General features: G+C 57.2%; 23 protein-coding genes. 15 read left to right on the forward strand and 8 right to left on the reverse strand.

The window, feature by feature from the left end; genetic code table 11:
• The first annotated feature begins 120 nt into the window (after positions 1-120).
• Complete coding sequence (locus ACNKH3_RS10220; protein WP_420209158.1) at positions 121-3171, forward strand: AAA family ATPase; 3051 nt, start codon at positions 121-123, stop codon at positions 3169-3171.
• A 653-nt stretch (positions 3172-3824) separates the two neighbouring features.
• On the opposite strand, the gene metX is transcribed toward ACNKH3_RS10220, so the two are convergent.
• A complete protein-coding gene (gene metX, locus ACNKH3_RS10225) occupies positions 3825-4955 on the reverse strand; it encodes a homoserine O-acetyltransferase MetX (protein WP_420209159.1) in 1131 nt (376 codons plus the stop codon).
• Between the two features lie 109 nt (positions 4956-5064).
• Between metX and ACNKH3_RS10230 the strand changes: the two genes are divergently transcribed.
• Positions 5065-5226 (forward strand): hypothetical protein, encoded by a 162-nt coding sequence (locus ACNKH3_RS10230; protein WP_420209160.1) that lies wholly within the window; start codon positions 5065-5067, stop codon positions 5224-5226.
• Between the two features lie 377 nt (positions 5227-5603).
• Here the strand turns inward: ACNKH3_RS10230 and htpX are convergent, their stop codons facing one another.
• Positions 5604-6479, reverse strand: coding sequence for a protease HtpX (gene htpX, locus ACNKH3_RS10235; protein ID WP_420209161.1), 876 nt, complete (start codon positions 6477-6479; stop codon positions 5604-5606).
• Between the two features lie 259 nt (positions 6480-6738).
• Between htpX and ACNKH3_RS10240 the strand changes: the two genes are divergently transcribed.
• The 3 genes from ACNKH3_RS10240 to ACNKH3_RS10250 are packed head-to-tail and all read left to right on the forward strand — an operon-like array spanning position 6739 to position 9022.
• The gene (locus tag ACNKH3_RS10240) at positions 6739-7194 is read left to right on the forward strand and encodes a NifB/NifX family molybdenum-iron cluster-binding protein (RefSeq protein WP_420209162.1); all 456 of its coding nucleotides are present in this window, start codon (positions 6739-6741) and stop codon (positions 7192-7194) included.
• On the forward strand, positions 7167-8135 hold the full coding sequence (locus ACNKH3_RS10245; RefSeq protein WP_420209163.1) for a P-loop NTPase: 969 nt from the start codon (positions 7167-7169) through the stop codon (positions 8133-8135). The genes ACNKH3_RS10240 and ACNKH3_RS10245 overlap by 28 nt, the downstream gene beginning before the upstream one ends.
• Positions 8132-9022, forward strand: a complete 891-nt coding sequence (locus tag ACNKH3_RS10250) for an ATP-binding protein (RefSeq protein ID WP_420209164.1) — start codon at positions 8132-8134, stop codon at positions 9020-9022. Before ACNKH3_RS10245 ends, ACNKH3_RS10250 begins: the two co-directional genes overlap by 4 nt.
• Positions 9023-9034: 12 nt before the next feature.
• Here the strand turns inward: ACNKH3_RS10250 and ACNKH3_RS10255 are convergent, their stop codons facing one another.
• A complete protein-coding gene (locus tag ACNKH3_RS10255; protein WP_420209165.1) occupies positions 9035-9367 on the reverse strand; it encodes a DUF134 domain-containing protein in 333 nt (110 codons plus the stop codon).
• 1 nt (position 9368) lies between these two features.
• A complete protein-coding gene (locus ACNKH3_RS10260) occupies positions 9369-9776 on the reverse strand; it encodes a NifB/NifX family molybdenum-iron cluster-binding protein (protein ID WP_420209166.1) in 408 nt (135 codons plus the stop codon).
• Positions 9777-10036: 260 nt separating this feature from the next.
• Between ACNKH3_RS10260 and ACNKH3_RS10265 the strand changes: the two genes are divergently transcribed.
• The 4 genes from ACNKH3_RS10265 (at position 10037) to hemB (ending at position 15304) form a co-directional block, all read left to right on the forward strand.
• On the forward strand, positions 10037-10606 hold the full coding sequence (locus tag ACNKH3_RS10265) for a DUF4390 domain-containing protein (RefSeq protein ID WP_420209167.1): 570 nt from the start codon (positions 10037-10039) through the stop codon (positions 10604-10606).
• Between the two features lie 11 nt (positions 10607-10617).
• Positions 10618-12858 carry an ATP-binding protein gene (locus ACNKH3_RS10270; RefSeq protein WP_420209168.1) on the forward strand — a complete coding sequence of 747 codons (2241 nt, stop codon included), beginning with the start codon at positions 10618-10620 and terminating at the stop codon, positions 12856-12858.
• Complete coding sequence (locus ACNKH3_RS10275; protein WP_420209169.1) at positions 12840-14219, forward strand: sigma-54-dependent transcriptional regulator; 1380 nt, start codon at positions 12840-12842, stop codon at positions 14217-14219. The genes ACNKH3_RS10270 and ACNKH3_RS10275 overlap by 19 nt, the downstream gene beginning before the upstream one ends.
• Positions 14220-14329: 110 nt before the next feature.
• Entirely contained in the window at positions 14330-15304 is a 975-nt protein-coding gene (hemB, locus tag ACNKH3_RS10280) for a porphobilinogen synthase (RefSeq protein ID WP_420209170.1), read from the forward strand.
• 67 nt (positions 15305-15371) lie between these two features.
• Here the strand turns inward: hemB and ACNKH3_RS10285 are convergent, their stop codons facing one another.
• Both ACNKH3_RS10285 and ACNKH3_RS10290 read right to left on the reverse strand, forming a co-directional pair.
• Complete coding sequence (locus tag ACNKH3_RS10285; RefSeq protein WP_420209171.1) at positions 15372-15806, reverse strand: Hsp20/alpha crystallin family protein; 435 nt, start codon at positions 15804-15806, stop codon at positions 15372-15374.
• Between the two features lie 150 nt (positions 15807-15956).
• Positions 15957-19118: a delta-60 repeat domain-containing protein gene (locus ACNKH3_RS10290; protein WP_420209172.1), complete on the reverse strand. Its 3162-nt coding sequence runs from the start codon at positions 19116-19118 to the stop codon at positions 15957-15959.
• A 394-nt stretch (positions 19119-19512) separates the two neighbouring features.
• Here ACNKH3_RS10290 and mtaB point away from each other — a divergent pair, with 394 nt between their 5' ends.
• From mtaB to ACNKH3_RS10320, 6 genes are all read left to right on the forward strand, one after another.
• On the forward strand, positions 19513-20823 hold the full coding sequence (mtaB, locus tag ACNKH3_RS10295) for a tRNA (N(6)-L-threonylcarbamoyladenosine(37)-C(2))-methylthiotransferase MtaB (RefSeq protein WP_420209173.1): 1311 nt from the start codon (positions 19513-19515) through the stop codon (positions 20821-20823).
• A gap of 76 nt (positions 20824-20899) precedes the next feature.
• Positions 20900-21559 (forward strand): precorrin-2 dehydrogenase/sirohydrochlorin ferrochelatase family protein, encoded by a 660-nt coding sequence (locus ACNKH3_RS10300; RefSeq protein ID WP_420209174.1) that lies wholly within the window; start codon positions 20900-20902, stop codon positions 21557-21559.
• Entirely contained in the window at positions 21556-22359 is an 804-nt protein-coding gene (locus tag ACNKH3_RS10305; RefSeq protein WP_420209175.1) for a cytochrome C assembly family protein, read from the forward strand. The genes ACNKH3_RS10300 and ACNKH3_RS10305 overlap by 4 nt, the downstream gene beginning before the upstream one ends.
• A 1-nt stretch (position 22360) precedes the next feature.
• Positions 22361-23662, forward strand: a complete 1302-nt coding sequence (hemA, locus tag ACNKH3_RS10310) for a glutamyl-tRNA reductase (protein WP_420209176.1) — start codon at positions 22361-22363, stop codon at positions 23660-23662.
• Positions 23652-23786, forward strand: a complete 135-nt coding sequence (locus ACNKH3_RS10315; RefSeq protein WP_420209177.1) for a hypothetical protein — start codon at positions 23652-23654, stop codon at positions 23784-23786. The genes hemA and ACNKH3_RS10315 overlap by 11 nt, the downstream gene beginning before the upstream one ends.
• Positions 23783-24670 (forward strand): zinc-ribbon domain-containing protein, encoded by an 888-nt coding sequence (locus tag ACNKH3_RS10320; protein ID WP_420209178.1) that lies wholly within the window; start codon positions 23783-23785, stop codon positions 24668-24670. Before ACNKH3_RS10315 ends, ACNKH3_RS10320 begins: the two co-directional genes overlap by 4 nt.
• Positions 24671-24952: 282 nt before the next feature.
• On the opposite strand, the gene ACNKH3_RS10325 is transcribed toward ACNKH3_RS10320, so the two are convergent.
• Together ACNKH3_RS10325 and ACNKH3_RS10330 are read right to left on the reverse strand one after the other, a co-directional pair.
• Entirely contained in the window at positions 24953-25210 is a 258-nt protein-coding gene (locus tag ACNKH3_RS10325) for an ABC transporter permease (protein WP_420209179.1), read from the reverse strand.
• 6 nt (positions 25211-25216) lie between these two features.
• The coding region (locus ACNKH3_RS10330; protein ID WP_420209180.1) for an IS1 family transposase at positions 25217-25669 on the reverse strand (453 nt) is incomplete at its 5' end.

Genomic DNA, 25669 nt, shown 5'->3' on the forward strand with positions numbered 1-25669 from the left:
CTGCCTGAGTCAACACTCAGGCAGCCAGCTCAAAACAGCCCTTGCAGCTCTTTTCCCGCCTCTGTATTATTTCTTTTGTCATCCTTGATATCGCCGGGAACGGCAAATCCAAAAAAATAAATGAAAAAAAGGCCATTTTTCGTCGGACGAGAGGCAGAGCTGGAGCGGCTGGCCGCATTGTCGGAAGAGGCGTTTGCAGGCAAGGCGCGGATTGCCTTCATCACCGGAGAAGCGGGCATGGGCAAAACCGATTTGGCGCAGGAGATGCTCCGCATTGTGCAGGAAAAGCGCGGCGATGTGGTGGCGGTCTGCGGCAAATGCACGGTAAGCGATGCCAGTTATTTGCCCTTCCGCACCATGCTGGAGCAGCTTCTCAGCAATGAACGGGAAGTGCGAGACTCCAGCGGCAAATTGAAGAAGGTGATGGAAATCGCCTTTGAAACCATCTGGACAATCGGGCCTGATCTCATCGGTGTGCTTGGTCTGCCGATCAAAGCCTTGCAGGTGCTGGCCGACAAGATGGGCTGGCGGACAAAGAAGGACGCTCCTGCGGTCAGTCTGCCGCAAGATTTGGATCCGCGTCAGATTTACGGCTGGTACTCGAAAATCATGCAGGAGATTTCTACCAAATTTCCCTTGCTGCTCTTTCTGGATGACCTGCACTGGGCGGATGAGTCTTCCATCAACCTGCTTTTTCATTTGGGCCGCGAGCTGGAGCAGCACAATATTTTCCTCGTCGCCTCCTATCGTCCGTATGAGGCGGGCAAACGCCTTGCTGAGATCAAGACCAGTCTTGAACGCTACGGCGCAGAAGAACTGGCATTGGATCGTTCTGCTGAGGAAGATGCGGCGGATATCAAAGGATTTGTGCGTTCGTTTCTGCATGAAAAATATCAGACTAATTTTTCAGCACAATTTGAAACGCTGCTGGTGGAGCACACGCGGGGCAATGCGCTTTTTCTTGCCGAGCTGCTGAAAAACATGGAAGAGAAGGGGCAGATTGTCCGCACTGTGCAGACTGATGGCGCAGCGCAGTGGCGGCTTGCCGGGACAGTTGCGGATATTGCCGTGCTGCCGAAGAGGATTGAAGCGATTTTGCGGGAACGGGTTGAGCGTTTGGACAAACATTTGCATGACCTGCTGGCCTGCGCCAGTGTGCAGGGCGATGAGTTTTTTGCGCAGGCGGTGGCCAAAGCGCAGCAGGAAGATTGCGGCGGGCTGATTGATCTGCTGGATGAGCAGTTGGCGCAGAAACATCAGCTCATTGTGGATCACGGCGGAAAAGATTTGCCGAACGGGGCACGAGTTCATGCTTTTTCCTTCCGGCACAACCTGCTGCGGGAATATGTTTATGGAAAAATTTCTAAAACGAAGAAAGAACATCTTCATGCCAAAATGGGAGCGGCATTGGAGGAAATATGTCAGCCGGAGCAGGATAAAATTGCGGGCGTTTTGGCTGGATATTTCCTTGCCGGTCATATTTTGCCGAAAGCTGTTTCTTATGCGCTGAAGGCGGCGCAGAGTGCCAATGAGCGTTACGGTTCTGCCGAGGCTGTCCGTTGCGCAAGGATGGGCATGGAGGCTTTGTCGGAATGGCGGCAGGTTCTTTCTGAGCAGGACTATGCGGAACAGAAAGTGCGGCTTTTGCTTGAGCTGGCAAAGGCGGAGGAATATGGCGGCGATCCGCAGGAGGAGAAGAATCATATCCAAGCAGGGATAATGCTGCTTGAGGAGAATCTGCCGCTGGTTGAGCAGATTGCGGAGGAGTTGCAGGCTGATTTTTATGCGGAATTGGGGAGACTGTATGACAGGAAGGGTGGAAAACCGCAGGAAACAAAGAAATGGCTCGACAAGTCGTTGGTATTATATGAGCATTTAGGCAAGAAGAATCATGCAGCAGAACTGTATAATTTTCTTGGAGATGTATGTAATTTTATTTCATCTTCAGGAGAAGATGCTCCTATAGAGCAAAGCATTTTAATGCTAAAAAAAGGATTTTCTCTTGCGAAAGAAATTCAAAATTTTTCGTTACAATCGAGAATACTGAGTCGTTTAACTTGGAAAGTAGGAGATAAAGACTTTTCGGCAGCAGAAAAATATTCTCAAGAAGCATTGAAATTATCGAAAATTTCTCTGGATACTACATCTGAAGTACGAGCACTTGTCGCAAGGGCATATATTTACCGTAGATATGCAAAACAAAAAACATCAATCGCCTGCCTTGAGGATGCCATTAATCTATCTGAAAGAATAGGAAATATAGTATCTGCTTCAGAGATATTAAATGATATAGGTTTTGATAACAGTGCTTATCTGTCATGCAAAGATAATGCCAAGTATTTTTTAAAACAGAGTATATCTATCAAAGATAAAATAGGCTCTAAAAAGATTGCTTCCCTGAGTAACTTAGGATGGATTTTTGCAGAGCAAGGTGAATGGAAAGAAGCTGAAAATTGCTGGATCAAAGCTATTGCAGAAGCGAACGAAAGGAGCCAGTCTCTTTATTGTCATAACATAGGAATATTGTACACATTACAAGAAAGACACAAAGAAGCTGAAGATAAGTTTATCGGCAGAATTAAAACTCTTGAAAAATATAAATCTCCTTCCTATTTAGTTTATCTTCGTGCTGCTCAAAACTACGCAAGATTACAAAATGAAAATGAAAGCATGAGATTGCTGAAACTTTCTATTGATTTGTTTCGAGAAGAAATTAATCAGAAAGATAAATCTATTTATTTGAGAATGTACGCAGAAACTCTTCGGATTTTAGGAGATTACAAGACAGCCAAAGTCGCCAATGAGAAGGCACTTGAATGGCTGCTCAACAACGCTGAAGACCCAGATGATTACCAGCCTGTTGCCCAAGCCCGCCTGATCATGGGCAAAATCCTCGTGGATATGCAATCCTATCAGGAGGCTGTCCCGTATCTCGACAAAGCCAGCACCGCCTTTGCTGTCGGCAAGCATTACGCGCTCGGCGAAACCATGATGTACCTTGGCAAGGCGCACTTGGGCTTCGGCAGACGGGCGCAGGCGGAAGAGCTGCTCCTCAAGGCTCTTGCGGAATTTCAGCGGCTTGGCCTGCGCCTGAAAGAGGCGGAGACGAGAAAGCTGTTGGGATTGAATTCCTGTCCTTGGCATCACCTTCAACCTGAAGGGCTTCTTTGATAAAATATTTGGCACGACAAAAGCAGAAACGGCAGTATGCAAGAAGAACCGCAGCAAAGAAGGCTTAACAGGCCGTATCAAACAATAAGTTCATTGAAAATTTATCTCGCGGACAGCTTTCCTGTTCCTGCCTGCCGGAGCATCCGCCTGCGGCACTGCAAAATATAATCAGGACGAATGCTTCTGGGAACATGTTTCAAGCCGGAATTAATACTTTTACGGGCTGAAATCTCATGCTCTCATGAGAGAATTAGGAATTTATGTGGTAATATTCCTGTATTCAAAGTTACATTCAGACACAAATTCTTTTTATGACTTTTCCTTTCCTCTTTCTGCCGGAAGTTTCGTCTGTGGCGACAAAGCATATAATGTCTATAACATAGAAGATGAGCTTGAACAGTCAGATATTCATCTGGATTCTGATGGAAAGGATAATTCAAAATAAAATACGAATCATTCATAGGAAATGGAATAGAATCCATCCGAAAACGCATCGAATCGGCATTCAGCGTCATCACTCAAAGATTTCCAGCACATATTCATGCTGTCACCTCGCGTGGTTTTGAATTGAAAGTTTTTCTTTTTATCTTGGCTTACAGTGTTGAAAAAACGTCACAAATTGGGTTAAGCATAACGTCATGCTCCTTCCGGCCTCAGCGGCGTTCTTCTTCAGAGCGAGCAGCGAGGAACCCGGCGAGCAGGCCGGTCAGGCGTTTGCTGGGAATGAGGAAGCCGTCATGGCCGCTGTCCGCTTGGATCTCGCAGAAGCTGACGTTGATGCTGTTCTTTTTCAGCAGCCTGACCAGCTCCTTGGATTGATACGTGGGATAGAGCCAGTCTGAGGAAAAGGAAGTGACAAGAACGCGCACGCCAGCGTCGGCCATGCGGGTCAGCGTGCCGCTGTCCACGGCGGTGAAGTCGAAGTAGTCAGCAGCCTTGGTGATGTAGAGCAGCGAGTTTGCGTCAAAGCGACGGACGAACTTTTCTCCCTGATAGTGCAGGTAGCTCTCGACCTGAAAGTTAGCGTTGAAGTCATAGGAAAACGAGCAGCGGCCTTGCAGCCTCCTACCGAATTTGCGGCGCATCGCCTCATCGGACAGGTAGGTGACATGACCGATCATCCGGGCCACGGCCAAACCCAGTTCCGGCCCTTCTCCGCCGTAGTATCGTCCCTGCCGCCACTTGGGATCTGTCATGATCGCCTGCCGGGCTATCTCGTTGAAAGCAATAGCCAGGGCGGAATGCCGGGCAGTGGTTGCCAGCAGCACTGCCGAAGCCACGGCCTCCGGGTAGCTGGCGCACCATTGCAGGGCCTGCATCCCGCCCATCGAGCCGCCGACCACGGCCAGCACCCGGCTGATGCCAAGATGGTCGAGGAGCATCTTCTGCGCCCGCACCATGTCTTTGATCGTGACCACGGGAAAGTCCATGCCGTAGGGCTGGCCGGTGGCCGGATTGACGGACGACGGCCCGGTGCTGCCCATGCAGCCTCCAATGATGTTACTGCACAGGACGAAATACTTGCGTGTGTCTATGCCCTTGCCTGGCCCGACCATGAATTCCCACCAGCCAGCCTCCTGGGCCTTGCTGTCGCCGCCCGCATGGCTGGCAACGTGCGAGTCGCCGGAAAAGGCGTGGAGAACAAGGATGACGTTGTCCTTCTGCGGACTCAGCTCGCCCCAGGTCTCGTAGGCCAGCGTGATTGGGCCAAGCCCTGCGCCGCACTCGACCGGCATTAGATCGGGCGGTTCAGCAAAGGTAAAGTGTTGCCTAGAGCCGTTCACAGCAGCCGCCTCCGCATTTCTTGTTTACTTCTGCACTGCAACATGATAAGAGAAAGGGCAGCCCGGCAGCCTGCCGGAACATGATTAGTACTTAAAAAAGGAAGGAAGCATGAAGATCAGAACGTTTCACCGCACCTGTGCCATCATCTTTTCACCGCTGTTTCTGTTCTCATCCCTCGGCGGCGCGTTTCTGCTGTTCAGAAAAGCAGGGTTATACGAAAAAGAAATCAAAGAGCTTGCCGTCTCGTTCCACACCAGGGCAAACGCATGACTTTTATATTTGAAATAATATCAAATAGATAGCATTTTTCGTGTGTTTTGCACGCAAACTATAAAATTTCAAATGATTACAGGGTTAAAGTTGCAATATCTTGATTTTGCTGAATATAAAAAATACATAGCTTGAAATCACAACACATTGAGATTGTTCATGTTTTATTTTTTACTGTTTAACATTATAAATTAATTCTGAAAGTCATGCGTTTGCCCTGCGTTCCACACATGGGAGATCCTCCCAGTGCCTTACATCGGCCTGATCCTCGCCCTCGGCTTGTTTACTGTGACGCTCAGCGGCATCATTCTCTTCTTCAACAGACGAGCCTGATCGGATAGACAGAGAGGGGACGCGCGTCCCCTCTCTGCCTGCTGTCAGGCTGCCGCTTCCAAGGCGGCGATGCGGTCTTCCAGCGGCGGGTGGGTGCTGAAGATGGCTTTCATTGAATTGCCGGAAATGCCGCTGGCAGCCATCTCCTTGGGCAGCTCGCTGGGCGGCATCCCGCCAAGAGCGCGGAGCGCGTCGATCATGGGCCGCCCGTCGCCGAGCAGATAGGCCGCGCCCGCGTCAGCACGGTACTCCCTCTGACGGGAGAAGTACATAACGAGGATGCTGGCAAGGAAGCCGAAGAGCAGCTCAAAGGCAATGCTGATCACCATGTAGGCCAAGCCGGGGCCGCTGGACTCCTCCTCGTCGCCGCGCAGGAAGTTGTCAACCACGTAGGCAGCAGCGCGGGAAATGAAGATGACAAAGGTGTTGACCACGCCTTGAATCAGGGTCAGAGTGACCATGTCGCCATTGGCTATGTGGGCCACTTCATGGGCCAGCACCGCCTCCACCTGCCGCCGGTTCATCGTCTGGAGCAGTCCGGTGGACACCGCCACCAGCGAGTTCGACTTGCTGGGGCCAGTGGCGAAGGCGTTCGGCTCGCCTTCGTACATCGCCACCTCAGGCATGGGCAGACCGGCTTTCTCCGCCAGCTTGGCCACAGTCTCCACCAGCCATTTCTCCTCCTGCGTCGATGGCTGCTCAATGACCTGCGCGCCGGTGCTCCACTTGGCCATCGTCTTCGACATGAAGAGCGAGATGAAGGAGCCGCCGAAGCCGATCAGCGCGGCAAAGGCCAGCAGCATTCCCATGTTCAGGCCGCCTGCGGTCAGGAAGCGGTCCACGCCGAAAATGCGGGCGCTGACGGACAGCACCAGCATCACTGCGATGTTGGTCAGCAGAAATAAGACAACTCTCTTCATTGCATTCCTCCGTGCAAGGTGTTTGGGGGATTGTTCATGCTGGTTATAAATATGGGGTTTGCCGCTGGGACTGTCAAGCGCAATCGGCTGCGGTCAGCCAAGGCCGCAGCCGTTTTTCCAAGCGCAGCCGAAGGAAAGTCCGCGCTCGAATCAGCCTGACTGCTTTTTTCTGTCCTTCAAAGGGATTGACAGCCGTCTTCTTGCTGCTTATTATGTGCATAAGCACAAAATAAACTCACTTCTATCAGGAGGCGGCATCATGAAACTTTGCATCACCGCAGCAGGAAACACCTTGTCCGCGCCGACAGACAGCGCCTTTGGCCGTGCGCCATGGTTCATGTTTGTTGACACTGATTCCGGGGCGGCGGAAGCCCTTGTCAACAGCTCCGCCGACGCGGTGCAGGGCGCAGGCATCGCAGCGGCCCAGCTCATGGCTGAACACAAGGTCGAAGCCGTTTTGACCGGCAGGCTGGGGCCGAAGGCGCAGGCCGCGCTTGCCGCCGCAGGCATCGCCATGCACGAAGGGCTGGGCCGCTGCACCGTCGCCGAAGCCTTGGCGCAGTTCCGCGCCGGACAGTATTCCGCTGCTGGGGCAGGCTCTGCCGCCGGAGCAGCTGTTTCTGCGGCCAGCGCGGGGCAAGGGCCGGGCAGAGGCATGGGCGGCGGACGCGGCCAAGGCTGCGGCAAATGCGGCGGCGGGAGGGGGCGGCGGTGAGCGCGGAACTCCGCCCGGAGATCATCCGGGCTTTTCATCAGACTCCCTTTACCGTGCCGGTGATCGGCATCACCGGCGGCAAGGGCGGGGTGGGCAAGACCACAGTGGCGGTCAATCTGGCCGCCGCCTTGGCCAAGTCAGGCAGAAAAACCGCGCTGATTGACGCGGATGTGGACGCGCCCAACTGCGGCATCCTCCTCAGCCTGCCTTTGGCCGGGCAGCAGGATGTGACGGTGACGCAGCCGGTTTTCAATCAGGAGTTTTGCACCGACTGCCAGCAGTGCGTCAAAGCCTGCGCCATGCACAGCCTGTTCCGGGCCAAGGAGAAAACCATCGCCCTGATGGGCGAATGCAACGGCTGCGAAGCCTGTTTTCTCGTCTGTCCGGCGGCAGGCGCCATCAGTCGGGGACAGCGTTCTGTCGGCACGACATACAAAAACAGCCGGGGCAGGCTGACGCTCTACACCGGCGCGCTGCATCCCGGACTGGCCGAAAGCGCGCACATCGTGACAGCGGTCAAGGAGCGGGCCTTTGCCGAGGCTAGGCAGTTCGACATCATCTTGGTGGACACCTCGCCCGGCACCCACTGCAATGTGATCGGCGCACTCAAAGGCGCAGCTCATGCGCTGGCCGTGACCGAGCCGACCCCGCTGGGCGCGCATGACCTCGACCTGATCCTCTCCCTGCTGGAGATGTTTGAGGTCAGCCGGAGCGTGGTGGTCAACCGCGCCGATCTGCCGGGCAGATTGGACGACATTCATCAGCTGGCGGCGGCCCATCAGGCCGACATTGCCGCCAGCTTGAGCTTGGACAAAGACCTGCTGGCCAGCTATGTCGAAGGGGTGCCGGTGGTGGAATTCCGCCCGGACTCCGCTGCGGCCAAGGTCTTCATGGACATGGCGGAAGAGCTGGCGGCCTGCGGCAAGGAGGTGCGGCAATGAAGGAAATCGTGGTGTTGAGCGGCAAAGGCGGCGTGGGCAAATCCTCGCTGACCGCCGCGCTCGGCCATCTGCTGGCCGAAGGCGGCAGACGGATCACCTTGGCGGACACCGACGTGGACGCGCCCAACCTGCACGTGGTGCTGGGCGCGGCATTCGGCAGCAGCAGCGGCATCACCGCCTCCAACAAGGCCGTGATTGATTACAGCCGGTGCAGCCGCTGCCTGAAATGCGCGGAAGTCTGCAAGTTTGACTCAATCATCGGCGACGAGGAGCCGGTGGTGGTCAGTTATTCCTGCGAGGGCTGCGGTGCCTGCGCCATTGTCTGTCCGACTGGGGCGATTGCTGTCCAGCCGGTGGAGAACGGCAGAATCAATCTGGTCCGCCACGGCTCCATCCGGGTGGTGGCGGGCGAACTGGGCATCGGCGAGTCCAGCTCCGGGCGGCTGGTGGATCTCGTCAAAAAACAGGCCAGACAGGAGGCCGCCCTGAGCGGATGCAGCCTGCTGCTCACCGACGGCCCGCCCGGCATCGGCTGCCCGGTGATCGCCTCGCTCAAAGGTTCTGACTACGCGGTGTTAGTGACGGAGCCGACTCCTTCCGCCCTCAGCGATTTGCAGCGGGCGGCGGAAGTGCTGCGCGGCTTCAAGGTGCCTGCGGGCGTGGTCATCAACCGGGCGGACATGCACCAGAAATCAAAAAATGCCCTGCTGGCGTGGATGGCCGAGGCCGGACTGCCGCTGCTGGCGGAAATTCCTTACGATCCACAGCTGCCCCAAGCCTTGGCCCAAGGCTGTCTCGGCGTGGTCATCTACCCTGACGCGCCATCCTCGCTGGCTATCAGGCAGTTGAGCGGCGCTGTGGCCGCCATGCTGGACAACGGCCATTGAAGCCAGCCGGGATCAGGAGGCAGCCGCTGTTTCCTGATCCCGGCATTCCGCTGTCCCGTCTTCCTCATCGCCAGCTAAAACCAAGGCCGCGCCGGAAACCAGAGCTTCAGCGGTTTTCCGGCGGGCTGAGGCCAGCAGGCGCTGCACAGTGCCGCGCGACACGCCCATCCGCTCGCCCGCCTGCTCCTGAAACAGCTCCTCCAAATCACAGAGCCGGAGAGCCTCCAGCTCGTCCCGGAACAGGCTGATCTGCCGGAGGTTGCGCATAGGAATGCCGTTCGGCTTGAAAATCTGGCCGGAAAAGCGGCCCTCGCAGCAGCGCTGTTTTTTCGGGCGCGGCGACATCTCAGTGGTGCTGGCAGCTGCCGCCTTCGTGCCCCTGGCAGGTCTGCTCAGGCCGCATCTGCGGGAACTTGCCTGCCAAAAAGCCGTCCGCAGCCTCGCCAACATTGCGCAGAGCGGCGCGGTCCGCATAGTAGACAGCAATGCCTGCCTCGGCAAACGCCTGCATGGGCCGCGCGCCCATGCCGCCAACCACAATCGCTCCCACGCCCTTGTCCCGCAGCAAGTTGACCGGCGCCAGACAGCCGCCTGCGCTGTGCTCCACATTGGCGACAGTGTCAACCGAAGCGATTTTTCCCTCCTGAATGTTGATCAGAGTGAAAAGGTCACAGTGGCCGAAGTGGCCGGAAATATTTGCGGTCAAACCGCCCGGATTGTCAGAGGGCACGGCAATGGTCAAGGAAGAACTCATGATTTTTCACTCCTGTTGGAAGGAAATATTTGGCTGCGGCAGCCGCAGATGGACATATGCACAAAATCTACTCGTCCCGCCGAGACCTGTCAAGGAGGAACTGCGCTCAAAAAACAGCGCCGGGCGCATGGACAAGAGCGGCAAAATAGTGTACTTTGCCTTATTTCATGCCGTTTCATCATCGGCGGCGGCAACGGCCCGCTGCTGCATCTGACAAATCACGGCAGAGGCGGTTCTGCCGCTCCTGTCATCCTTCATTCATGCGCATACGACTTTTTTCTCTGCTGGCCAGTCTGCCGCTGCTTTTTTTTCTGCTGTCCTGGCCCGCTGCGGGCGGCGGCGGCAAGCCGGTCATCGCCAAGCTCACCCTCACTGGCGCGGACGGCAGGCTGCTGCTCTCCGCAGCTGTCAAAGACTGCTTCACCAAAGAAATGCTGGAGGGGGTGCAGAACGGCATTCCTGTCACCTTCCGCTTCAAAATCCGGCTGGAGCGGCTCCGCAGCTGGTGGCTGAACGAGACGGTCAGCAGCCTGGGCGTCAACCACACCCTCAGCTACGACCCGATCCGGCGCGATTATCAGGTGGCCTTTTCTGAATACGACCGGCCCCGCGCCACCCGCTCGCTGGCCGAGGCCGAGCAGATGATGGCCGAGCTGGACAAAATTGAGCTGGCGCGGCTGGAGCAGCTGCTTGCCGGGGAGAGATACGCCCTGCGCATCAAGGCCACGCTGGTGGAGAACACCCTGCCCTTGAGCATTCATTCCCTCATCCCTTTCTATTCCATCTGGAACTTTGAGACCGACTGGCGGCTGGTCGAATTTTCCTACTGAGGCGGACGGTCATGCTCAGTCCTGAGCAGCGCAAAAAAAAGCAGCGGCTCATCCGCGCGGTCATCCTTTTCTGCCTGCTGCTGATTCCCCTGCTGATCTGGCTCCAGCGGCAGCTCCTGCAAGGCGGACTGAATCTGCCGGTCTCCAGCACGGTGCTGATCTTCGCCCTGATCAACATCAACGGCCTGCTGCTGCTGCTCATGCTCTATCTGATTCTGCGCAATCTGGTCGAGCTGCTCTTCGAGCGCCGCAGCCGGATCGCCGGGGCGCGGCTGCGGGGCAAATTGGTCGCCGCCTTTGTCTCGCTCTCCATCCTGCCCACCGCCGTGCTCTTCGTTTTTGCCCTCGGCTCAGTCTCGACCTCAATGGACTACTGGTTCAACACCAATGTCGAGGACTCGCTCGAGGCCTCGCTCAGGCTGGCGCAGGACATGTTTCAGGAGACCGAGAACCGGGCCGCCAACATGGGCCGGCAGTTCAGCCTGCTTTTGGAGAATGTCGACCTCAGTTTGGAGGACAGCGGCGGCCTCCAGCAGCTTTTCAGCCGGACGCTGGCCATGGCCCCGCCCGGCGCACCGGACGCGCTGATGCTCATCGACCGCCATTTGCAGGTGCGGGCGGCGGCCAAAGGCGAGCGGCTGGCCAACGCCGCCCTGCCCGACATGCCGAGCGAGGCCCTGCGCCGGGCGGCGTTCAGCGGCTCGCCAGAGATCATCACCCGGCAGACCGGCAGCGGCGAGCTGGTGCAGGCCATCGTCCCGGTGCGGCTGAAGGATCAGCACCGCGCCTTTTTAGTCGCCAGCCTGCTCATTCCGGCGGAGAAGCTGGCCCTGATGCAGTCGGTCTCGCAGGGCATCACCGGCTACAAGCAGCTCATCCTGCTCAAGGCGCCGATCAAGCTGAGTCTGATCATCATGCTCCTGATCGTCACCCTGCTGATCCTTTTCGGGGCGATCTGGTTCGGCTTCTACATCGCCCGCTCCATGACCAGCTCCATCAACAAGCTGGCCGAGGCCACGCAGCGGGTCGCGGGCGGCGAGCTGAATTTCACCATTGAGAAGGATTCAGACGACGAGCTGGGCCTGCTCGTCGACTCCTTCAACTCAATGACCGCCGATCTCCTCGCCAGCAACAGCCAGCTTGCTGAAGCCCACCAAGCCTTGCAGGAGTCAAATCAGATCTCCGAGCAGCGCCGCCGCTATCTGGAAGCCATCCTCCGCAATGTGGCCGCCGGTGTCATTGCCATCAACGAGCAGCATCAGGTCACGATCATCAATCCCTTTGCCGAGAAGCTGCTGCGGATTGACCCCGCGCTTTTCCTCCAGCGCGACTTCCACGAGGCGCTGCCGCTCTCGCACGCGGCGATGCTGGAGCAGTTTTTCAGCGACCTGCGCGAGTCCGGCCAGCGGAGCATCGAGCGGCATCTCAGTCTGACTGTGCGCAAGGGCGAGACCTACTCGCTCCTGGTCAACATCACCCGCCTGCTTGACGACCGCGAGCGGCCCATCGGCTACGTCATTGTTTTTGACAACTTGACCAAGCTGGAAAAAGCCCAGCGTCTGGCGGCCTGGCAGGAGGTGGCCCGCCGCATCGCCCACGAGATCAAGAACCCGCTCACGCCGATCCAGCTTTCGGCGCAGCGGCTGCGCAAGCGGTATCTGGAAAGCATCAGCAAGGACCGGGAGATATTCGACCAGTGCACCGCGACCATCATTCAGCAGGTGGACGAGATCAAACGCTTGGTGACGGAGTTCTCCGACTTCGCCCGGATGCCGCGCATCAAGAAGCAGCAGGCAGATTTAACCGCATTGGCGGCGGACACGCTGGTGCTCTACCGCGAGGGCTGCAAGCATATTGATTTTCAATTGGAGCGCGGCCCGCTTCCGCCCTTCTCCTTTGACCCGGTGCAGATCCGCCGCGTGCTGATCAACCTCCTGGACAACGCGGTCAGCGTCCTCAGCGGCGGCGGCGCGGTCAGCATCGCCATCGGCCTTGACCAGAATCAGCAGACAGTCAGCGTCACGGTCAGCGACAACGGCCCCGGCATCCCGGAGGAGGTCAAGCGGCGGCTCTTTGAACCCTACTTCTCCACCCGCAAATCCGGCACCGGCCTTGGTCTGGCCATTGCCAACACCATAGTTTCCGAACACAACGGCTCCATCCGGGTGCAAGACAACGTCCCGGTCGGCACGACGGTCATCGTGGAGCTGCCCTTTCTCCGCGAGGAGCCAGCATGTCCGCAACCATCCTGATCATTGACGACGAAAGCGCGATCCGCGAGAGCCTCTCCGGCATTTTGGAGGACGAGGGCTTTCAGCCAATAGCCGCCGCCTCTGCCGAAGAGGGGTTGAATCTGCTGGCGCGGCGGGATGTTGATTTGATTCTTTTAGACATCTGGCTGCCGGGCATGGACGGCATCGAGGCCCTCAAGCGCATCCGGCAGAACTGGAGCGAAGCCCCGGTAATCATGATTTCCGGTCACGGCAGCGTTGAGACCGCTGTGCAGACCACCCGCATCGGCGCCTTTGATTTCATCGAGAAGCCGCTCTCTTATGATAAAGTGGTGCTGACGGTCAATCAGGGCCTGCGGCTGGCCCGTTTGGAGCGCGAGAACCGCCTCCTGCGCGAGGCCGCGCCTGCCGGGGCGGCGGTCATCGGCGAATCCCAAGCTGTCCGCCAGCTGCGGCGGCAGATCGAGCGGGTCGCGCCCACGGACGCTTCGGTGCTGATCCTCGGCGGCCACGGCACGGGCAAGGAGCTGGCCGCGCAGGCTGTGCACCGCCAGTCGTCCCGCGCCGCCAGCCCGATGATCGCGGTCAACTGCGCCGCCATCCCGGAGGAGCTGATTGAATCCGAACTCTTCGGCTATGAGAAAGGAGCCTTCACCGGCGCGGACAAGGCCAAGCAGGGCAAGTTTGACCAGGCTGACGGCTCGACGCTCTTTCTTGATGAAATCGGCGACATGAGCCTGAAGAGCCAGGCCAAGGTGCTGCGCGTCCTGCAAGAGAAGAACTTCGAGCGGGTCGGCGGCGGCAGGATGATCGAGGTGGATGTGCGCATTCTGGCGGCCACCAACAAGGATTTGGAGCAGGAGATCAAGGCAGGCCGTTTCCGTGCCGACCTTTTCTACCGCCTGAATGTCATCCCGCTGCGCATCCCGGATTTGAAAGAGCGGCTGGAGGACATCCCGCTCTTGGCGGCGGAATTCCTCCGCCAGCTCCGCAGCCGGGGCTTAGGCGAAAAGCGTTTAGACGACGGCGCGCTGGCCCTGCTCATGCGCCACGATTGGCCGGGCAACATCCGCGAGCTGCGCAACCTGGTCGAACGGCTGGTGATCATGACTCCCGGCCAGCTCATCACTGCCGAGGATGTGAGCTTCTTCCTTCAGCCCGGCGCGGCGCGGCCTGCCCGGTCCGTCAGCCTGCCGGACTGGTGCCAGTTCGGCTTCAAGGAGGCGCGGCGGCAGTTTGAATACGATTATCTCTGCAAAAAGCTGGAGGAGCACGGCGGCAACATCTCCAAGACAGCGGAGATGATCGGCCTGGAGCGCAGCCACCTGCACAAGAAGCTTAAGGCGTTGGGGATCAAGGCGGAGGAGCAGCAGCAGGCATAGGCCGTTGACTGCTGCCAGAAAAACTACGACAAGCTGAAACAAAAGCTGGCGGCGCCAAAAACAATCAGCAATCCGCCAGTCCTTTCTCCAAAAAACACAGGAGCGTCAACATGGTCTTTCCCGAATACCGTCCCCGCCGGATGCGGCGGAATGAGAACTTCCGCGCCATGATCCGTGAAACCCGCCTGGCTGCGGAGCAGCTTGTGTACCCGCTCTTTGTCATGCCGGGCAAGGGCAAAAAGGAGGAGGTGCCGTCGATGCCGGGCGTGTTCCGCCTGTCCGTGGATCAGCTCAAGCAGGAGGCCAAGGACTGCCTTGAAGTCGGTGTCCGCTCGGTGATTCTCTTCGGCCTGCCGGAGAAGAAGGACGCGGTCGGCTCCGGTGCTCATGCGAAGAACGGCATAGTCCAGCAGGCAATCAAGGAGTTGAAGAACACCGCGCCGGACATCACCGTCATCACCGATGTTTGTCTCTGCGAATACACCGATCACGGGCACTGCGGCTGCCTTGCGGGCAAAGAGGTGGACAACGACGCGACGGTGGAGCTGCTGGCCAAAACCGCGCTCTCGCACGCTCAGGCCGGGGCGGACATGGTCGCGCCGTCAGACATGATGGATGGCCGAGTGAGTGAAATCCGCAGCACGCTGGACGAGAACGATTTTCACAACGTGCCGATCATGTCCTACGCGGTCAAATACGCCTCGGCCTTCTACGGCCCCTTCCGCGATGCGGCGGACTGCGCGCCGCAGTTCGGCGACCGCCGCAGCTATCAGATGGACCCGGCCAACAGCCGCGAGGCCCTGCGCGAGGCCACTTTGGATGTGGACGAGGGTGCGGACATCCTGATGGTCAAACCGGCGGTCGCGTATTTGGACATCATCAGCCGCCTGCGCGATGAGTTCGACCTGCCCATCGCCGCCTATCACGTCAGCGGGGAATACGCGATGATCAAGGCTGCTGCGGCCAAAGGCTGGATAGACGAGCAGCGGGTCATGGCCGAGACGCTGCTTTCGATCAGAAGGGCAGGCGCGGATATCATCCTGACTTACTTCGCCAAAGATATGGCGAGGCTGCTGCGGGGCTGAAAAAAAATACGCAGCCCCGGAAAGCAGTGCTCTCCGGGGCTGCTGGTGATATGCGCTATAGCCGCTCTCAGCTGACTTTCACCTCGATCTGTTTCGGCTTCGCCTTCTCCAGCTTGGGGATGCTCAGACAGAGGATGCCGTTTTTGTATTCGGCCTCAATTTTCTCCACATCCACATCCTGCGGCAGGCTGAAGCTGCGGACAAAAGAGCCGTAGGCGCATTCAATCCGGTGGCGTTTCTCGTCCTTGGTTTCGAGCTTCTTCTCGCCCTTGATGGTCAGGATGCCGTTGTCAATATGCACCTTCACATCCTCTTTGTTCACGCCGGGCAGCTCTGTCCGCACGACAAATTCGCCGTCAGTTTCGGCAATGTCAACAGAAGGCATCCAGTCGCCGGTGTCAATCGCCTTGGTCTCGCCAGATGCCGACTTTCTTGCCGATCTGCTGTACCTGTCTAACAATGCTTCCATCTCACGGAAGGGGTCCCATACTTGCAGATTCATACTGTCCTCCTTTCGCTCTTCGCTGCAATCAGCTCTCTTGGAAAGAATGTTGTTTTGCTTGTGACGCTTCTTGTTTCCTTCTGAGCGAGAAGATAAGCACCTCCATTTCTTTGTCAAGGGCGGATTGGGAGCCGCAGCTTTTTTTCCGCTTCAAATCGATTTTCCCCTGAAGCTCTGCCAAGTTAAAATCAAGCTGCCGCCCGCTGCCGGAAGCAGCAGCGTCCAGATGCCGAATTGCAGCAGCAGCCAGGCCGCGCCGGTCACAGGCAGAAGGAGGAGGCGCACGGCGAGACGCAGGCCGCTGTGCTGGCTGACTAAGTCGGCAAGGGCGGGCGAAACCTGATAATACAGCTCGACCGCCGCCCGGCTGACCGCGTTGCCGCTCAGGAACTGGTTGCGGAAATCGCGCAGCACCTGCACGGCGGGATGGAAGACCGAGCCGTAAGCGGCAGTGGCGACAAAGCAGGAATCAGCGGTGCGGAAGCCGACTTCATTGCCGTAATAGGTCACGCCGTCGCTGATTGCGTAGGCGCGGGCATAGAAGAAGGTGCCCGGCTTCAGGTTGGTCAGTTTGCTGCTGAACGCGCCGCTGCCGCCGCCTTCGTTGGTGCTGCCGTCTTCAAAAAATTTAGTTTCGCTGGCCGTGGAGCTGGAGGAAGTGTTTGAAGAAGAACTGGCGGGTGTCGTTGTGCTTGTCGTGGCAGCGGCGGTGCTGGTGCTGTCGGTGTCAGTTATGCTGGTTTGCGCAACCGCTGTGCTGAGGAATAAACTGCCAACATTCCGCAGCGCGGTGTTGATGAGCTGGTCAGATGTGGCAAGCTGCGCATCAGCAGCGGGGGCCTGGGCGGCGGTGGTGTTGATTTCAAAGGTTATTTTTATTCCTATAGGGCTTTCCTTCGAGTTGTCGGGATCCTTGTCCTTGCAACGGACATAAATAGTATGTTTTCCTGCCGAAAAAGTCTCGGTGTGCGTTTTTCCACCAGTTGTGGTGAAATCAGTCATATCAGCATACGCCTTGTCAGTTGTTTTGCTGTACCTGCAATCTGCCTCCACGTCTGTGGAAATAGAATTTTTTTCACCGGAAATATTTTCAGACAAGATAATGACAGGCGTTGCTATAATTTCTATTGAAATTTTACTTGAATTGCCGTATGTATCTTTACATACAACATCATAGTTATAAACATCTACCTGTAGGTCTTCTATGTATACGTAATGATCTTTCCCTGCGCCTTCGACATACGGAAAATATTCAAACTCTTCTCCTTTTTTGCCGTATTTACAGCTTGCTGATTCCTTTGTAGTCACACGCAATGTTGCAATCTTGGTGCTTGCGTCTGAGCAGCCTGAACATTGAACTTGATGAAGGGTCTTTAATTCTAACTGGGTAGGTGTAGATTTATCAGTTATGCTTACAGATGTTGGAGTTTGAGCTGTTGCCGTGCTGCCACCAGTTGTAGACGATGTTCCTGTCGCTGTGCTTCCGGTTGTGCCTGACGTTTTTGTGGAATCCGTCTCTGTCCCGCTCTTCACTGCAAAAGAAATTACCGTGTCCGCCGTGTTCACCGCATTAGAAGACGTGTTCTTGCAGCGGGCGTAATAGGTGTATGTTTTTCCTGCCTCAAGATCAGGGATCAGCTGCGAATGCGTCTTCTCTCCTGTGGTGGAGAAGGTGCTGTTCATTGCATCATAAGCAGTTCCAGCAGTCGCATCATATTTGCAGATTGCGTTGACATCTGTGGTCAATGTTAAATTAGCGGAAGTGCCTTCAACCTCTGAACCAGGAGCATTCTTTGTCACCACCGGCGCGCCGCTGTTGTTTTCAGGCGAGCTGTTGTTCAGCGACGGATTGCTCCTCGTGCTGAAGGCTATGCCGCGCTGGCTGACCATGCCGCTGATGCCGCGCACTTCAGCAGGAACAATGGCCGTTGTTCTGGTCACTTCGTATGGCGCGCCAGTCCAGACATATCCGCTGCCTGCGCTGGAACTGGCGGATGCGGAATCCTCTGCGCCGCTTTCTGCCGCCGCCATCATATATTTGCTCACTGCCGCGCTGGAGCCAGCCGCCGCTTCGCTTTCGCCCACCGCCACCACGCTCTGCTCGGAAACTGCGGCCAAAGCAGTGGCCGTGTCGCTGTCGCCGCCGAAGCCGGTGCTGACAACAGCGGAGGCGGTCTGCATGGTCAGACTGCCGCTGTTCTCCTCCGCGCCGCCAGTGTTTTTGCTGTAAGTGAGCAGCAGGAACTTGCGCTGCTCCCCGTCTGTCTCAAAGCCGGTTGCGGCGACAGCTGTTCCTGTGAGAACAACATCATGCAGCACGTCATCTCCGCTGCTGACGGCAGTGACGAGCGCGCCGTTCTGCTCAAAGCCGCTGTCCGGGCGGCCATCGGCGGTGAAGCGGAACAGGGCCGCGTCCCGCTCACCCGCATCGCCTGCAGAGCCTGCCACCAATATCGTGCCGTCTTCGTTGACAACCATGCCGTAGCCTTCGCTGAACACGCTGCTGTCCGCCGGAACCGCGATGCCGTTTTCGCCGAACTTTTTGTCCAGCTGGCCCTTGCTGTCAAAGCCGAGCAGCATCAGCCCGCGCCGCTGGCCGTCGCTGTAGGAGCCGGAGAGCAGAATGCGCCCGTCCTTGCCCAAGGCCACGCTTTCGGCCTGCGCGTCCACGCCCACCACGCTGAGGGAGAAGCCTTGGTCGGCAAAGGCGGTGTCCGGGCTGCCGTCAGCCAGATAGCGGGCCAGCACCGCCACCTTGCCGTCCGCGCTCTGAGCTGCGCCGACAATGATGATGCCGCCGTCCTCCTGCACAGCAATGTCAGTGATCTCGTCGTGACTGCCGCCGACAGCGGTGACAGCCATGCCTTCTGTGCCGAAGCTGCGGTCAAGGCTGCCGTCGCTGTTGTAGCGGACCAAGGCGAAGTCGCGGTTTTCGCCGTTGCTGCTGTAGCCTGCGGCGATGATTTTGCCGTCCGGCTGCACGGCCACAGCCAACGCCTCGTCGTCAAAGGAGCCGACCGCCGTGGTGACAGTGCCGTCTATATTGAAGGCGGGATCAAGCGAGCCGTCAGGCAGCAGGCGGAAGAGCATGAAATCGCGGTCTGCGGTGCTGGAAGCGTAGCCTGCGGCGACGATTTTGCCGTCCGGCTGCGCCGCCACCGCGTTGGCCCGGCTGCCGAATATGCCCAGCTCCACTGCCACCCGGCCATCGTGGCCGAAACCGGCATCAAGAGCGGCGGCGGAAGCCTCGGAGCAGAGGGCGGCAAGCAGGGCGGCACCAAGGGCAAGCAGGCGGACAGGGCGGCTGTTCATGATCAAATTCCTGAAACTGAATAAATAAGAGAGGATTGACGCTCTCAGCATAGCCTATTCGGCTGGAGATTGCAACCGTCGCCGCTGCGGGCTGTTCACGTTCCGGTAATGGTGATTTATGAGTGAAAAGGCGGGCCGGGTAATGTGCAACTCTTTTAAGGGAACCTCGAAAAATACCGATTTAGCCGAAATCGCCATCGAATAATTAAGCAGATGCACAATCTGCCAAAAATACTAATTTTTCGAGGTTCCCTTAAGTATGTTGCAGACAATAACTTGGGCGAGCATATTGACTGACACAGGCGGCAGTGCCTGCGGTGTGCGGTTGCCTCCCGCGCCGCTTCGTGGTACACTCGGATGAACTGAACCCGGCCCTTTTTCCCCTTTCTTCCTCTTGAGCAGAACAGTCGCCGTTCTCACGCTTGGCTGCAAGGTGAACCAGTTTGAATCCGCCGCCCTCATCGCCGGTTTCCGCGAGCTGGGCTGTGAGATCACCGCGACCGCCAGAGAGACGGATCTCGTGGTCATCAACACCTGCGCCGTCACCGCCCGCGCCAGCCAGCAATCGCGCCAGTTAGTGCGCAAGATCGCGCGGGAAAACCCTGCCGCCCGCATCGTCGTGACCGGCTGCCAAGTCGAGGCGGATGCGGCGGAGCTGCGCAGCCTCATCCCCGGCAGTCGGCTGACTGTGCTCGGCAACGCGGTCAAGCACCTTGCCGTGCAGGCCGCGCTCTCAGACAAGCAGGACGGCCAAACCCTGCTGCCGGAAATCGGCAAGGCGGAGAGCATCTGCCCGCTGCCGCTGGTGCGCCGTTTCAGCGGCAGAACACGCTCATACCTCCGCATTCAGGACGGCTGCAACAACTTCTGCGCCTACTGCATCGTGCCGCACACGCGGGGCCGCAGCCGCAGCCTGCCCTTGGCTGATGTGCTGCGGCAGGCTGTCATTTTCGCCGAGGAGGGCTGCAAGGAGATCATCGTCACCGGCATCAATGTCGGCAAGTACGGCCTTGATCTGGCTGAAGACATGGACATTTGCAGTCTGCTGGAGCGTCTCTGTCACGACTTTCCGCAGATCCGCATCCGTCTCAGCTCGGTTGAGCCGACTGAGGTCAGCGACCGCCTGCTGGCTCTGCTGGCCGCGCAGGCGAACTTCATGCCGCATCTCCACATCCCTTTGCAGAGCGGCGACAGCGGCGTGCTCGCCCGGATGAACCGCCGCTACACCGCCGAGACCTTTGCCGACGCGGTGGCGAAGATTCATGCCGCCGCGCCCCATGCCGCCATTGGCTGCGACATCTTGGCTGGCTTTCCCGGCGAGGACGAGCAGGCCGCCGCCCGCAGCCTTGCGCTGTTGGAATCCCTGCCGCTGGCCTATTTGCATGTCTTTCCGTACTCCGCCCGTCCCGGCACTGCCGCCGCCGCCTTTCCTGAGCAAGTGCCTGCGGCGGTCAAAGAGGCGCGGACAGCGCAGCTGCAAGCCTTGGATCAGCGCAAGCGGGCGGACTTTATCCGCCGTCAGCTCGGCACGGAGCAGCGTGTCCTGCTGGAGCGGAAGAAAAAGAGGAGCGGCCCGCTGAAAGGTTTTTCGGAGAATTACATCTCGGTGCAGTGTGAAGGCCCCGCCAGCTTGGCCGGGCAAATCGTCAAGATGCGGCTGATTGAGATGAGGGCGGGTGCAGTTCTGGGCGCGATGGCATTGTAGGGGCGCGGCAGGCCGCGCCCCTGCAAAGCCCGATGCGCTTCCGCGCCCTTCGCTGCTGCCAACCATGTCAAGAATCATGTATCATCTCAGCCTGAACATAAGCGGCCAGCTCTGCATTATCGTCGGCGGCGGCAAGGTGGCGGAGCGCAAGGCACTCTCCCTGCTGAAGGCCGGGGCGCAGGTGCGGCTGATCAGTCCGCAGCTCACGGACGCGCTGCATGAGCTGGCCGCTGCCCGGCAAATAGACTGGCTGCCGCGCTGTTTCGAGCTTGGCGATCTGGCCGATGCGCTGCTGGTTTTCGCAGCCACAGACAGCGCGGCGGCCAACAAGGCTGCGGCGCAGGAAGCCAAGGCGGCAGGCAAATTAATCAACGTTGCTGACGCGCCGGAGTTGTGCAGTTTTCATGTTCCGGCGGTTGTGCGTCAAGGCGATCTGAGCATCGCCGTGTCAACTAACGGCAAAAGCCCGGCGCTCGCCGCCCGCATCCGCAAGGAGCTGGAGGCGGAATACGGCCCGGAATACGCTGTCCTGCTTGACCTGCTGGGCCGCGTCCGCGCAGAGGTCTTGGCCGGAACAGCGGACGGCGCGGCGCGAAGAAATCTGTTTGAGAATCTGCCGCATGAGGATATACTCCTGTGGATCAAAACCGGCCAGAAGGAGCGGCTCCGCAGCTGGCTGCGGGCGGTTCTTGGGCCGGACGCGGACTATGACCTCAGTCAGCCGGACAATTCATGAGCTATCTGCTTTTCCTTTGCAGCTTTGCCGCGTACAGCGCAGCAGCAGGTTTTTACACAGTCTTTTTCGTAGGCCGGAAGAAACGGCTGCGCGCCGCAGGCCGCACGCTCTTCTTCGCCGCCGCCGCCCTGCACACAGCCAGCATAGCCGCCCGCTATGTTGCAGCCGGGCACACGCCGATCACCAGCATTCACGAAATCATCTCCTTTTTCGCCTGGGCCATCGCCTGCTGCCACATCACCTTCCGCTGGCGCTATCCAGTCAAGAATTTCGGCTTCTTCGCCTCCATTCTCGTCGCCCTGCTGATGCTCGCCGCCGCGCTGGCGCCGCATGAAATCATGCCGCTGCCGCCGGAGCTGCGCTCCTGGCTGCTGCCGGTGCACGCCTCGATCTCCATTGTTGCCAACGCCTTCCTTGCCCTCGCGGCCATCGGCGGCCTGATGTACGTACTTCAGGAGCGGCAGCTCAAACAGAAACGCTTCGGCTTCTTCTACCACCGCCTGCCCTCGCTGGACACGCTGGACACGCTCAACCAGCACTGCATCAGCATCGGCTTTCCGCTGATGACGCTGGGCATGGTCATCGGCACAGTCTGGGCCTTTCAGCTCAGCGGCGACCGGGGATTAGGCTGGCACAGCAAGATCATCAGCGCGATGATCACCTGGCTTTTTTACGCCGGACTGATGCATTTGCGCTTTGTCAGAGGCTGGCGCGGCAGACAGACCGCCCTGCTGACTATTTTGGCCTTCTGCGCCACGCTGCTGACCTTCCTGCTCCTGCTGCTCAAAGGGGGAAGCTGAGATGGCCCGTGAATCCCTTGTCCTGCTCGGCTTCAATCATAAAAAAACCCCGCTGGAAATCCGCGAGAAGCTGGCTCTGGGCGGCTACGAGGAGCCGCTTGGCCGCCTGCGCTCGCTGCGCGGTCTGAAAGAATATTATCTGCTCTCGACCTGCAACCGCGTGGAAGTGCTCTTTGCCAGCGAGGAGCCGGAGCAGCTGCGGGCCGAGGTGCTGGCCCTGCTTTTCGCGGGCCGCGTGAGCCAGGAGCAGCTCGAAAGCTGCGTGTACACGCATTTCGGCAGCGAGGCGGTGCGGCACCTCTTCACCGTCGCGGCCAGCTTGGATTCGATGATCGTCGGCGAGGCGCAGATACTGGGCCAGCTCAAGGAAGCCTTCCGGCACGCCGCCGAGCAGAAGACAACGGGGCTGATTCTCAACCGGCTTCTGCACAAAGCCTTTTCAGCGGCCAAGCGGGTGCGGACAGAAACCCGCATTGGCGCGAGCGCGGTTTCTATCTCGTATGCGGCGGTGGAGCTGGGCCGGAAGATATTCGGCGACCTGAGCGGCAAGCGGGCCATGCTGGTCGGCGCAGGCGAAATGGCCGAGCTGGCTGCCGAGCATCTCGTCGGTCAAGGCATTGCCGAGGTGGTGGTGGTCAACCGCACTTTGGAGCGGGCCGTCAACTTGGCTGCCCGCTTCAAAGGACACGCTGCCGGGCTGGATGAGTTGGTCGAGCAGCTGGCTGAGACAGACATTCTCATCAGCTCCACCGGCGCGGCTGGGCTGGTGCTGCATAAGCAGGATGTGGCCTCAATCATGCCCCGCCGCCGCAACCGGCCTTTGTTCCTTATCGACATCGCTGTGCCCCGCGATCTTGACCCGGAGATCAACACCCTCGACAACGTCTATCTTTACGATATAGACGACCTCAACAGCGTGGTCGAGATGAATAAAGAGCAGCGGGACAAGGAGGCTGTCAAGGCGCACCGCATTGTCGAGGAGGAGACGCTGAAGTTCATGCGCTGGCTTGATGGCATGGAGGTCACGCCAACCATTGTCGAGCTGCAAGCCGCTGCTGAATCCATCTGCCGAGCAGAGCTGGACAAGACGCTGCCGCGCCTCGGCACTCTTGGCGACAAGGAGCGGCAGGCGGTCGAGCGGCTGGCCTCGGCAGTTGCAGCCAAACTGCTGCACCGCTCCTTTCAGTATCTCCGGGCCGAGCATGATTGCGTCAATCGGCAGGAGCGCATTGCTGTGGTGCGCAGCCTGTTTGGCCTTAATGGCGAGGAGCTTTCAGCCAGTCAACCTGCTGATGTTTGCTGAGGAACGCGCCCGCCTGATTGAGGACGAGCTGGCTCTGCTGCCGGAAATGGCCTATCATGCCGCCATCTCTGCGGCGATTTTTTCGGAGTGCGAGGGGAATCTATCACCAGATAATCAATTATGATTTTAAAATGCCCTGACTGTCAGAAACAATACAACATTGATGAATCAAGAATTCCATCTGGAGTAAAACAAGCAAAATGCAAAGCATGTGGAAAAAATATACTATTTAAGGCTGAATCCGTAAAACCTGTAAAGGTATGTCCAAAATGTGGACATAAATCAGAAGGGAAGCAACAAGCTGAATGTTCCGCTTGCGGAATTATCTATGCAAAGTTTTCCTCCGATAAAGTACAGAAACCAAAACAACTGCCTGTATCTCATGTTGAGCAAAGACAATCAGCTCCTCCATTAGAAGAAAATACGCCAGAGCTACGCAAGATAACAATACTGGTATGGGCTATGTCGGCGATTATTTGTCTCGTGGCGGGATATTTTGCTGGGAGAGAACACGTCAAATATGAGCTTCGTCAAACATTAAAAATAGCAGCAGAGGGCGTGACAAAGAGTTTTAATACAGCATTTCTTGGAGGAGTTGAGCCAGAGAAAAAAGTTGAATTGCCGAATCAAAAACCAAAAGAACCAGCTCCATTTTCTGTCGTACTTAACAATAAAGTCTTTCAGGAGGCAGACTTTGAGGCCGGTAGACGTGATGCAATTTTATTCTCTTTAAATTTTAAGAATCTAACTGGGAAAGACATTAGGGCGTTTGATGGAAAAATTCTTTTTACCGATATGTTGGACAATATAATACTCTATTCCGGGTTAGCAGTAAATGATCCTATTTTTTCTGGTGGTCAAATAGAGTGGATTGGAGAAATTTCTTACAATCAATTTATGGATAGCCATCAAGGGTTAAAAAATGCAGATTTTAAGAATATTAAAATTAATTTTAATCCAAAGAAAATTTTATTTTTCGATGGTTCTACAAAGGAATTCGATAAATAATATATCTCGCTTTAATACATATTTTAATTATACAATTCATGTTCCGCTCTCCGCGCTTGCGGCTTGGTGCCTTTACAGCGGTGTTGCTGGAATGCTTCCACGCGATGCGACTACCTGAAATTTTGGCACGCTTGCGCGGATCGCTAAGAACGTATCGCCGTGGTGCGCAGCCTTTTCGGCCTCAGCGGCGAGGAAGCCGCTGTCAGTCAGCCTCCCGCCAGCTGACTTCTCTCCGACGTCGTTCTTCAAACAGCAGCGTCATTGCGCTGCCGTGCAGGATCCTCAATCCAGCCGCTTCTTGAAGCGCAGCGAAGCCGCAGTCAGGCCCGCGACGATGAAGCAGGCGAAAAAGGCGATATCCCAGGGCATGCTGAGAAGCTGAACATCCCGCAGCACCACGCCCCGGATCAGGCGGATGAAATGCGTGGCAGGCAGGATTTCGGCGATGCGCCGGGCAGGCAGCGGCATTCCCTCATAAGGGAACATGAAGCCGGAGAGGAGGATCGACGGCAGCAGGACGAAGAGGTGAAGGTGAACCATAAGTGATCAATTAAATAAAATACTATCATTGTGGCGATAAATAAATCTCCAAACAGATGCTGTCAAATTCTCAATGCTTCTCGAAAATGACAATGTCTTCCTGACTAATGCCGATAATCTTTGCCTGAATGTCAAATTCAGTCTTTCGATATGACTTGTTTTTTCGCTTCCTTTGCTGACAATCCTGTGCCTGTCAGCCGGAAATGCTTTTGCGTAAGACTCCAGGCCGTCCGTAAAAAATATTCCGTTTTTCTTGCAGTCTTCAGAAAGGGAGTCCCACAGGGCAGCAGCTCCGGCATCATTTCTCTTTCCGACATGACATCCGACTATAAGACCTGCCCTTCTCTCAGCGGCAAGCCATATCCATATGTCGTTTTTTTTGCTTCCGACAAATGTCCACATTTCGTCAGCCTCTATGAAAATTTTTTCTTTTTTTGACATCTGAAATGCTTTCCTTCG

Source organism: Candidatus Electronema sp. JC (assembly GCF_048287365.2).
Taxonomy (GTDB): Bacteria; Desulfobacterota; Desulfobulbia; order Desulfobulbales; family Desulfobulbaceae; genus Electronema.

Excerpts from the sequence above, each read along its gene's own strand:
- htpX (WP_420209161.1), bottom strand. The coding sequence starts at position 6,479 with ATGAAGAGAGTTGTCTTATTTCTGCTGACCAACATCGCAGTGATGCTG.
- ACNKH3_RS10325 (WP_420209179.1), bottom strand. The coding sequence starts at position 25,210 with ATGGTTCACCTTCACCTCTTCGTCCTGCTGCCGTCGATCCTCCTCTCC.
- ACNKH3_RS10300 (WP_420209174.1), top strand. The coding sequence starts at position 20,900 with ATGTATCATCTCAGCCTGAACATAAGCGGCCAGCTCTGCATTATCGTC.
- hemB (WP_420209170.1), top strand. The coding sequence starts at position 14,330 with ATGGTCTTTCCCGAATACCGTCCCCGCCGGATGCGGCGGAATGAGAAC.
- hemA (WP_420209176.1), top strand. The coding sequence starts at position 22,361 with ATGGCCCGTGAATCCCTTGTCCTGCTCGGCTTCAATCATAAAAAAACC.
- ACNKH3_RS10240 (WP_420209162.1), top strand. The coding sequence starts at position 6,739 with ATGAAACTTTGCATCACCGCAGCAGGAAACACCTTGTCCGCGCCGACA.
- ACNKH3_RS10245 (WP_420209163.1), top strand. The coding sequence starts at position 7,167 with ATGCGGCGGCGGGAGGGGGCGGCGGTGAGCGCGGAACTCCGCCCGGAG.
- ACNKH3_RS10305 (WP_420209175.1), top strand. The coding sequence starts at position 21,556 with ATGAGCTATCTGCTTTTCCTTTGCAGCTTTGCCGCGTACAGCGCAGCA.
- ACNKH3_RS10290 (WP_420209172.1), bottom strand. The coding sequence starts at position 19,118 with ATGAACAGCCGCCCTGTCCGCCTGCTTGCCCTTGGTGCCGCCCTGCTT.
- ACNKH3_RS10320 (WP_420209178.1), top strand. The coding sequence starts at position 23,783 with ATGATTTTAAAATGCCCTGACTGTCAGAAACAATACAACATTGATGAA.
- ACNKH3_RS10250 (WP_420209164.1), top strand. The coding sequence starts at position 8,132 with ATGAAGGAAATCGTGGTGTTGAGCGGCAAAGGCGGCGTGGGCAAATCC.
- ACNKH3_RS10260 (WP_420209166.1), bottom strand. The coding sequence starts at position 9,776 with ATGAGTTCTTCCTTGACCATTGCCGTGCCCTCTGACAATCCGGGCGGT.
- ACNKH3_RS10270 (WP_420209168.1), top strand. The coding sequence starts at position 10,618 with ATGCTCAGTCCTGAGCAGCGCAAAAAAAAGCAGCGGCTCATCCGCGCG.
- ACNKH3_RS10265 (WP_420209167.1), top strand. The coding sequence starts at position 10,037 with ATGCGCATACGACTTTTTTCTCTGCTGGCCAGTCTGCCGCTGCTTTTT.
- ACNKH3_RS10255 (WP_420209165.1), bottom strand. The coding sequence starts at position 9,367 with ATGTCGCCGCGCCCGAAAAAACAGCGCTGCTGCGAGGGCCGCTTTTCC.
- ACNKH3_RS10275 (WP_420209169.1), top strand. The coding sequence starts at position 12,840 with ATGTCCGCAACCATCCTGATCATTGACGACGAAAGCGCGATCCGCGAG.
- ACNKH3_RS10285 (WP_420209171.1), bottom strand. The coding sequence starts at position 15,806 with ATGAATCTGCAAGTATGGGACCCCTTCCGTGAGATGGAAGCATTGTTA.
- ACNKH3_RS10315 (WP_420209177.1), top strand. The coding sequence starts at position 23,652 with ATGTTTGCTGAGGAACGCGCCCGCCTGATTGAGGACGAGCTGGCTCTG.
- ACNKH3_RS10230 (WP_420209160.1), top strand. The coding sequence starts at position 5,065 with ATGAAGATCAGAACGTTTCACCGCACCTGTGCCATCATCTTTTCACCG.
- ACNKH3_RS10220 (WP_420209158.1), top strand. The coding sequence starts at position 121 with ATGAAAAAAAGGCCATTTTTCGTCGGACGAGAGGCAGAGCTGGAGCGG.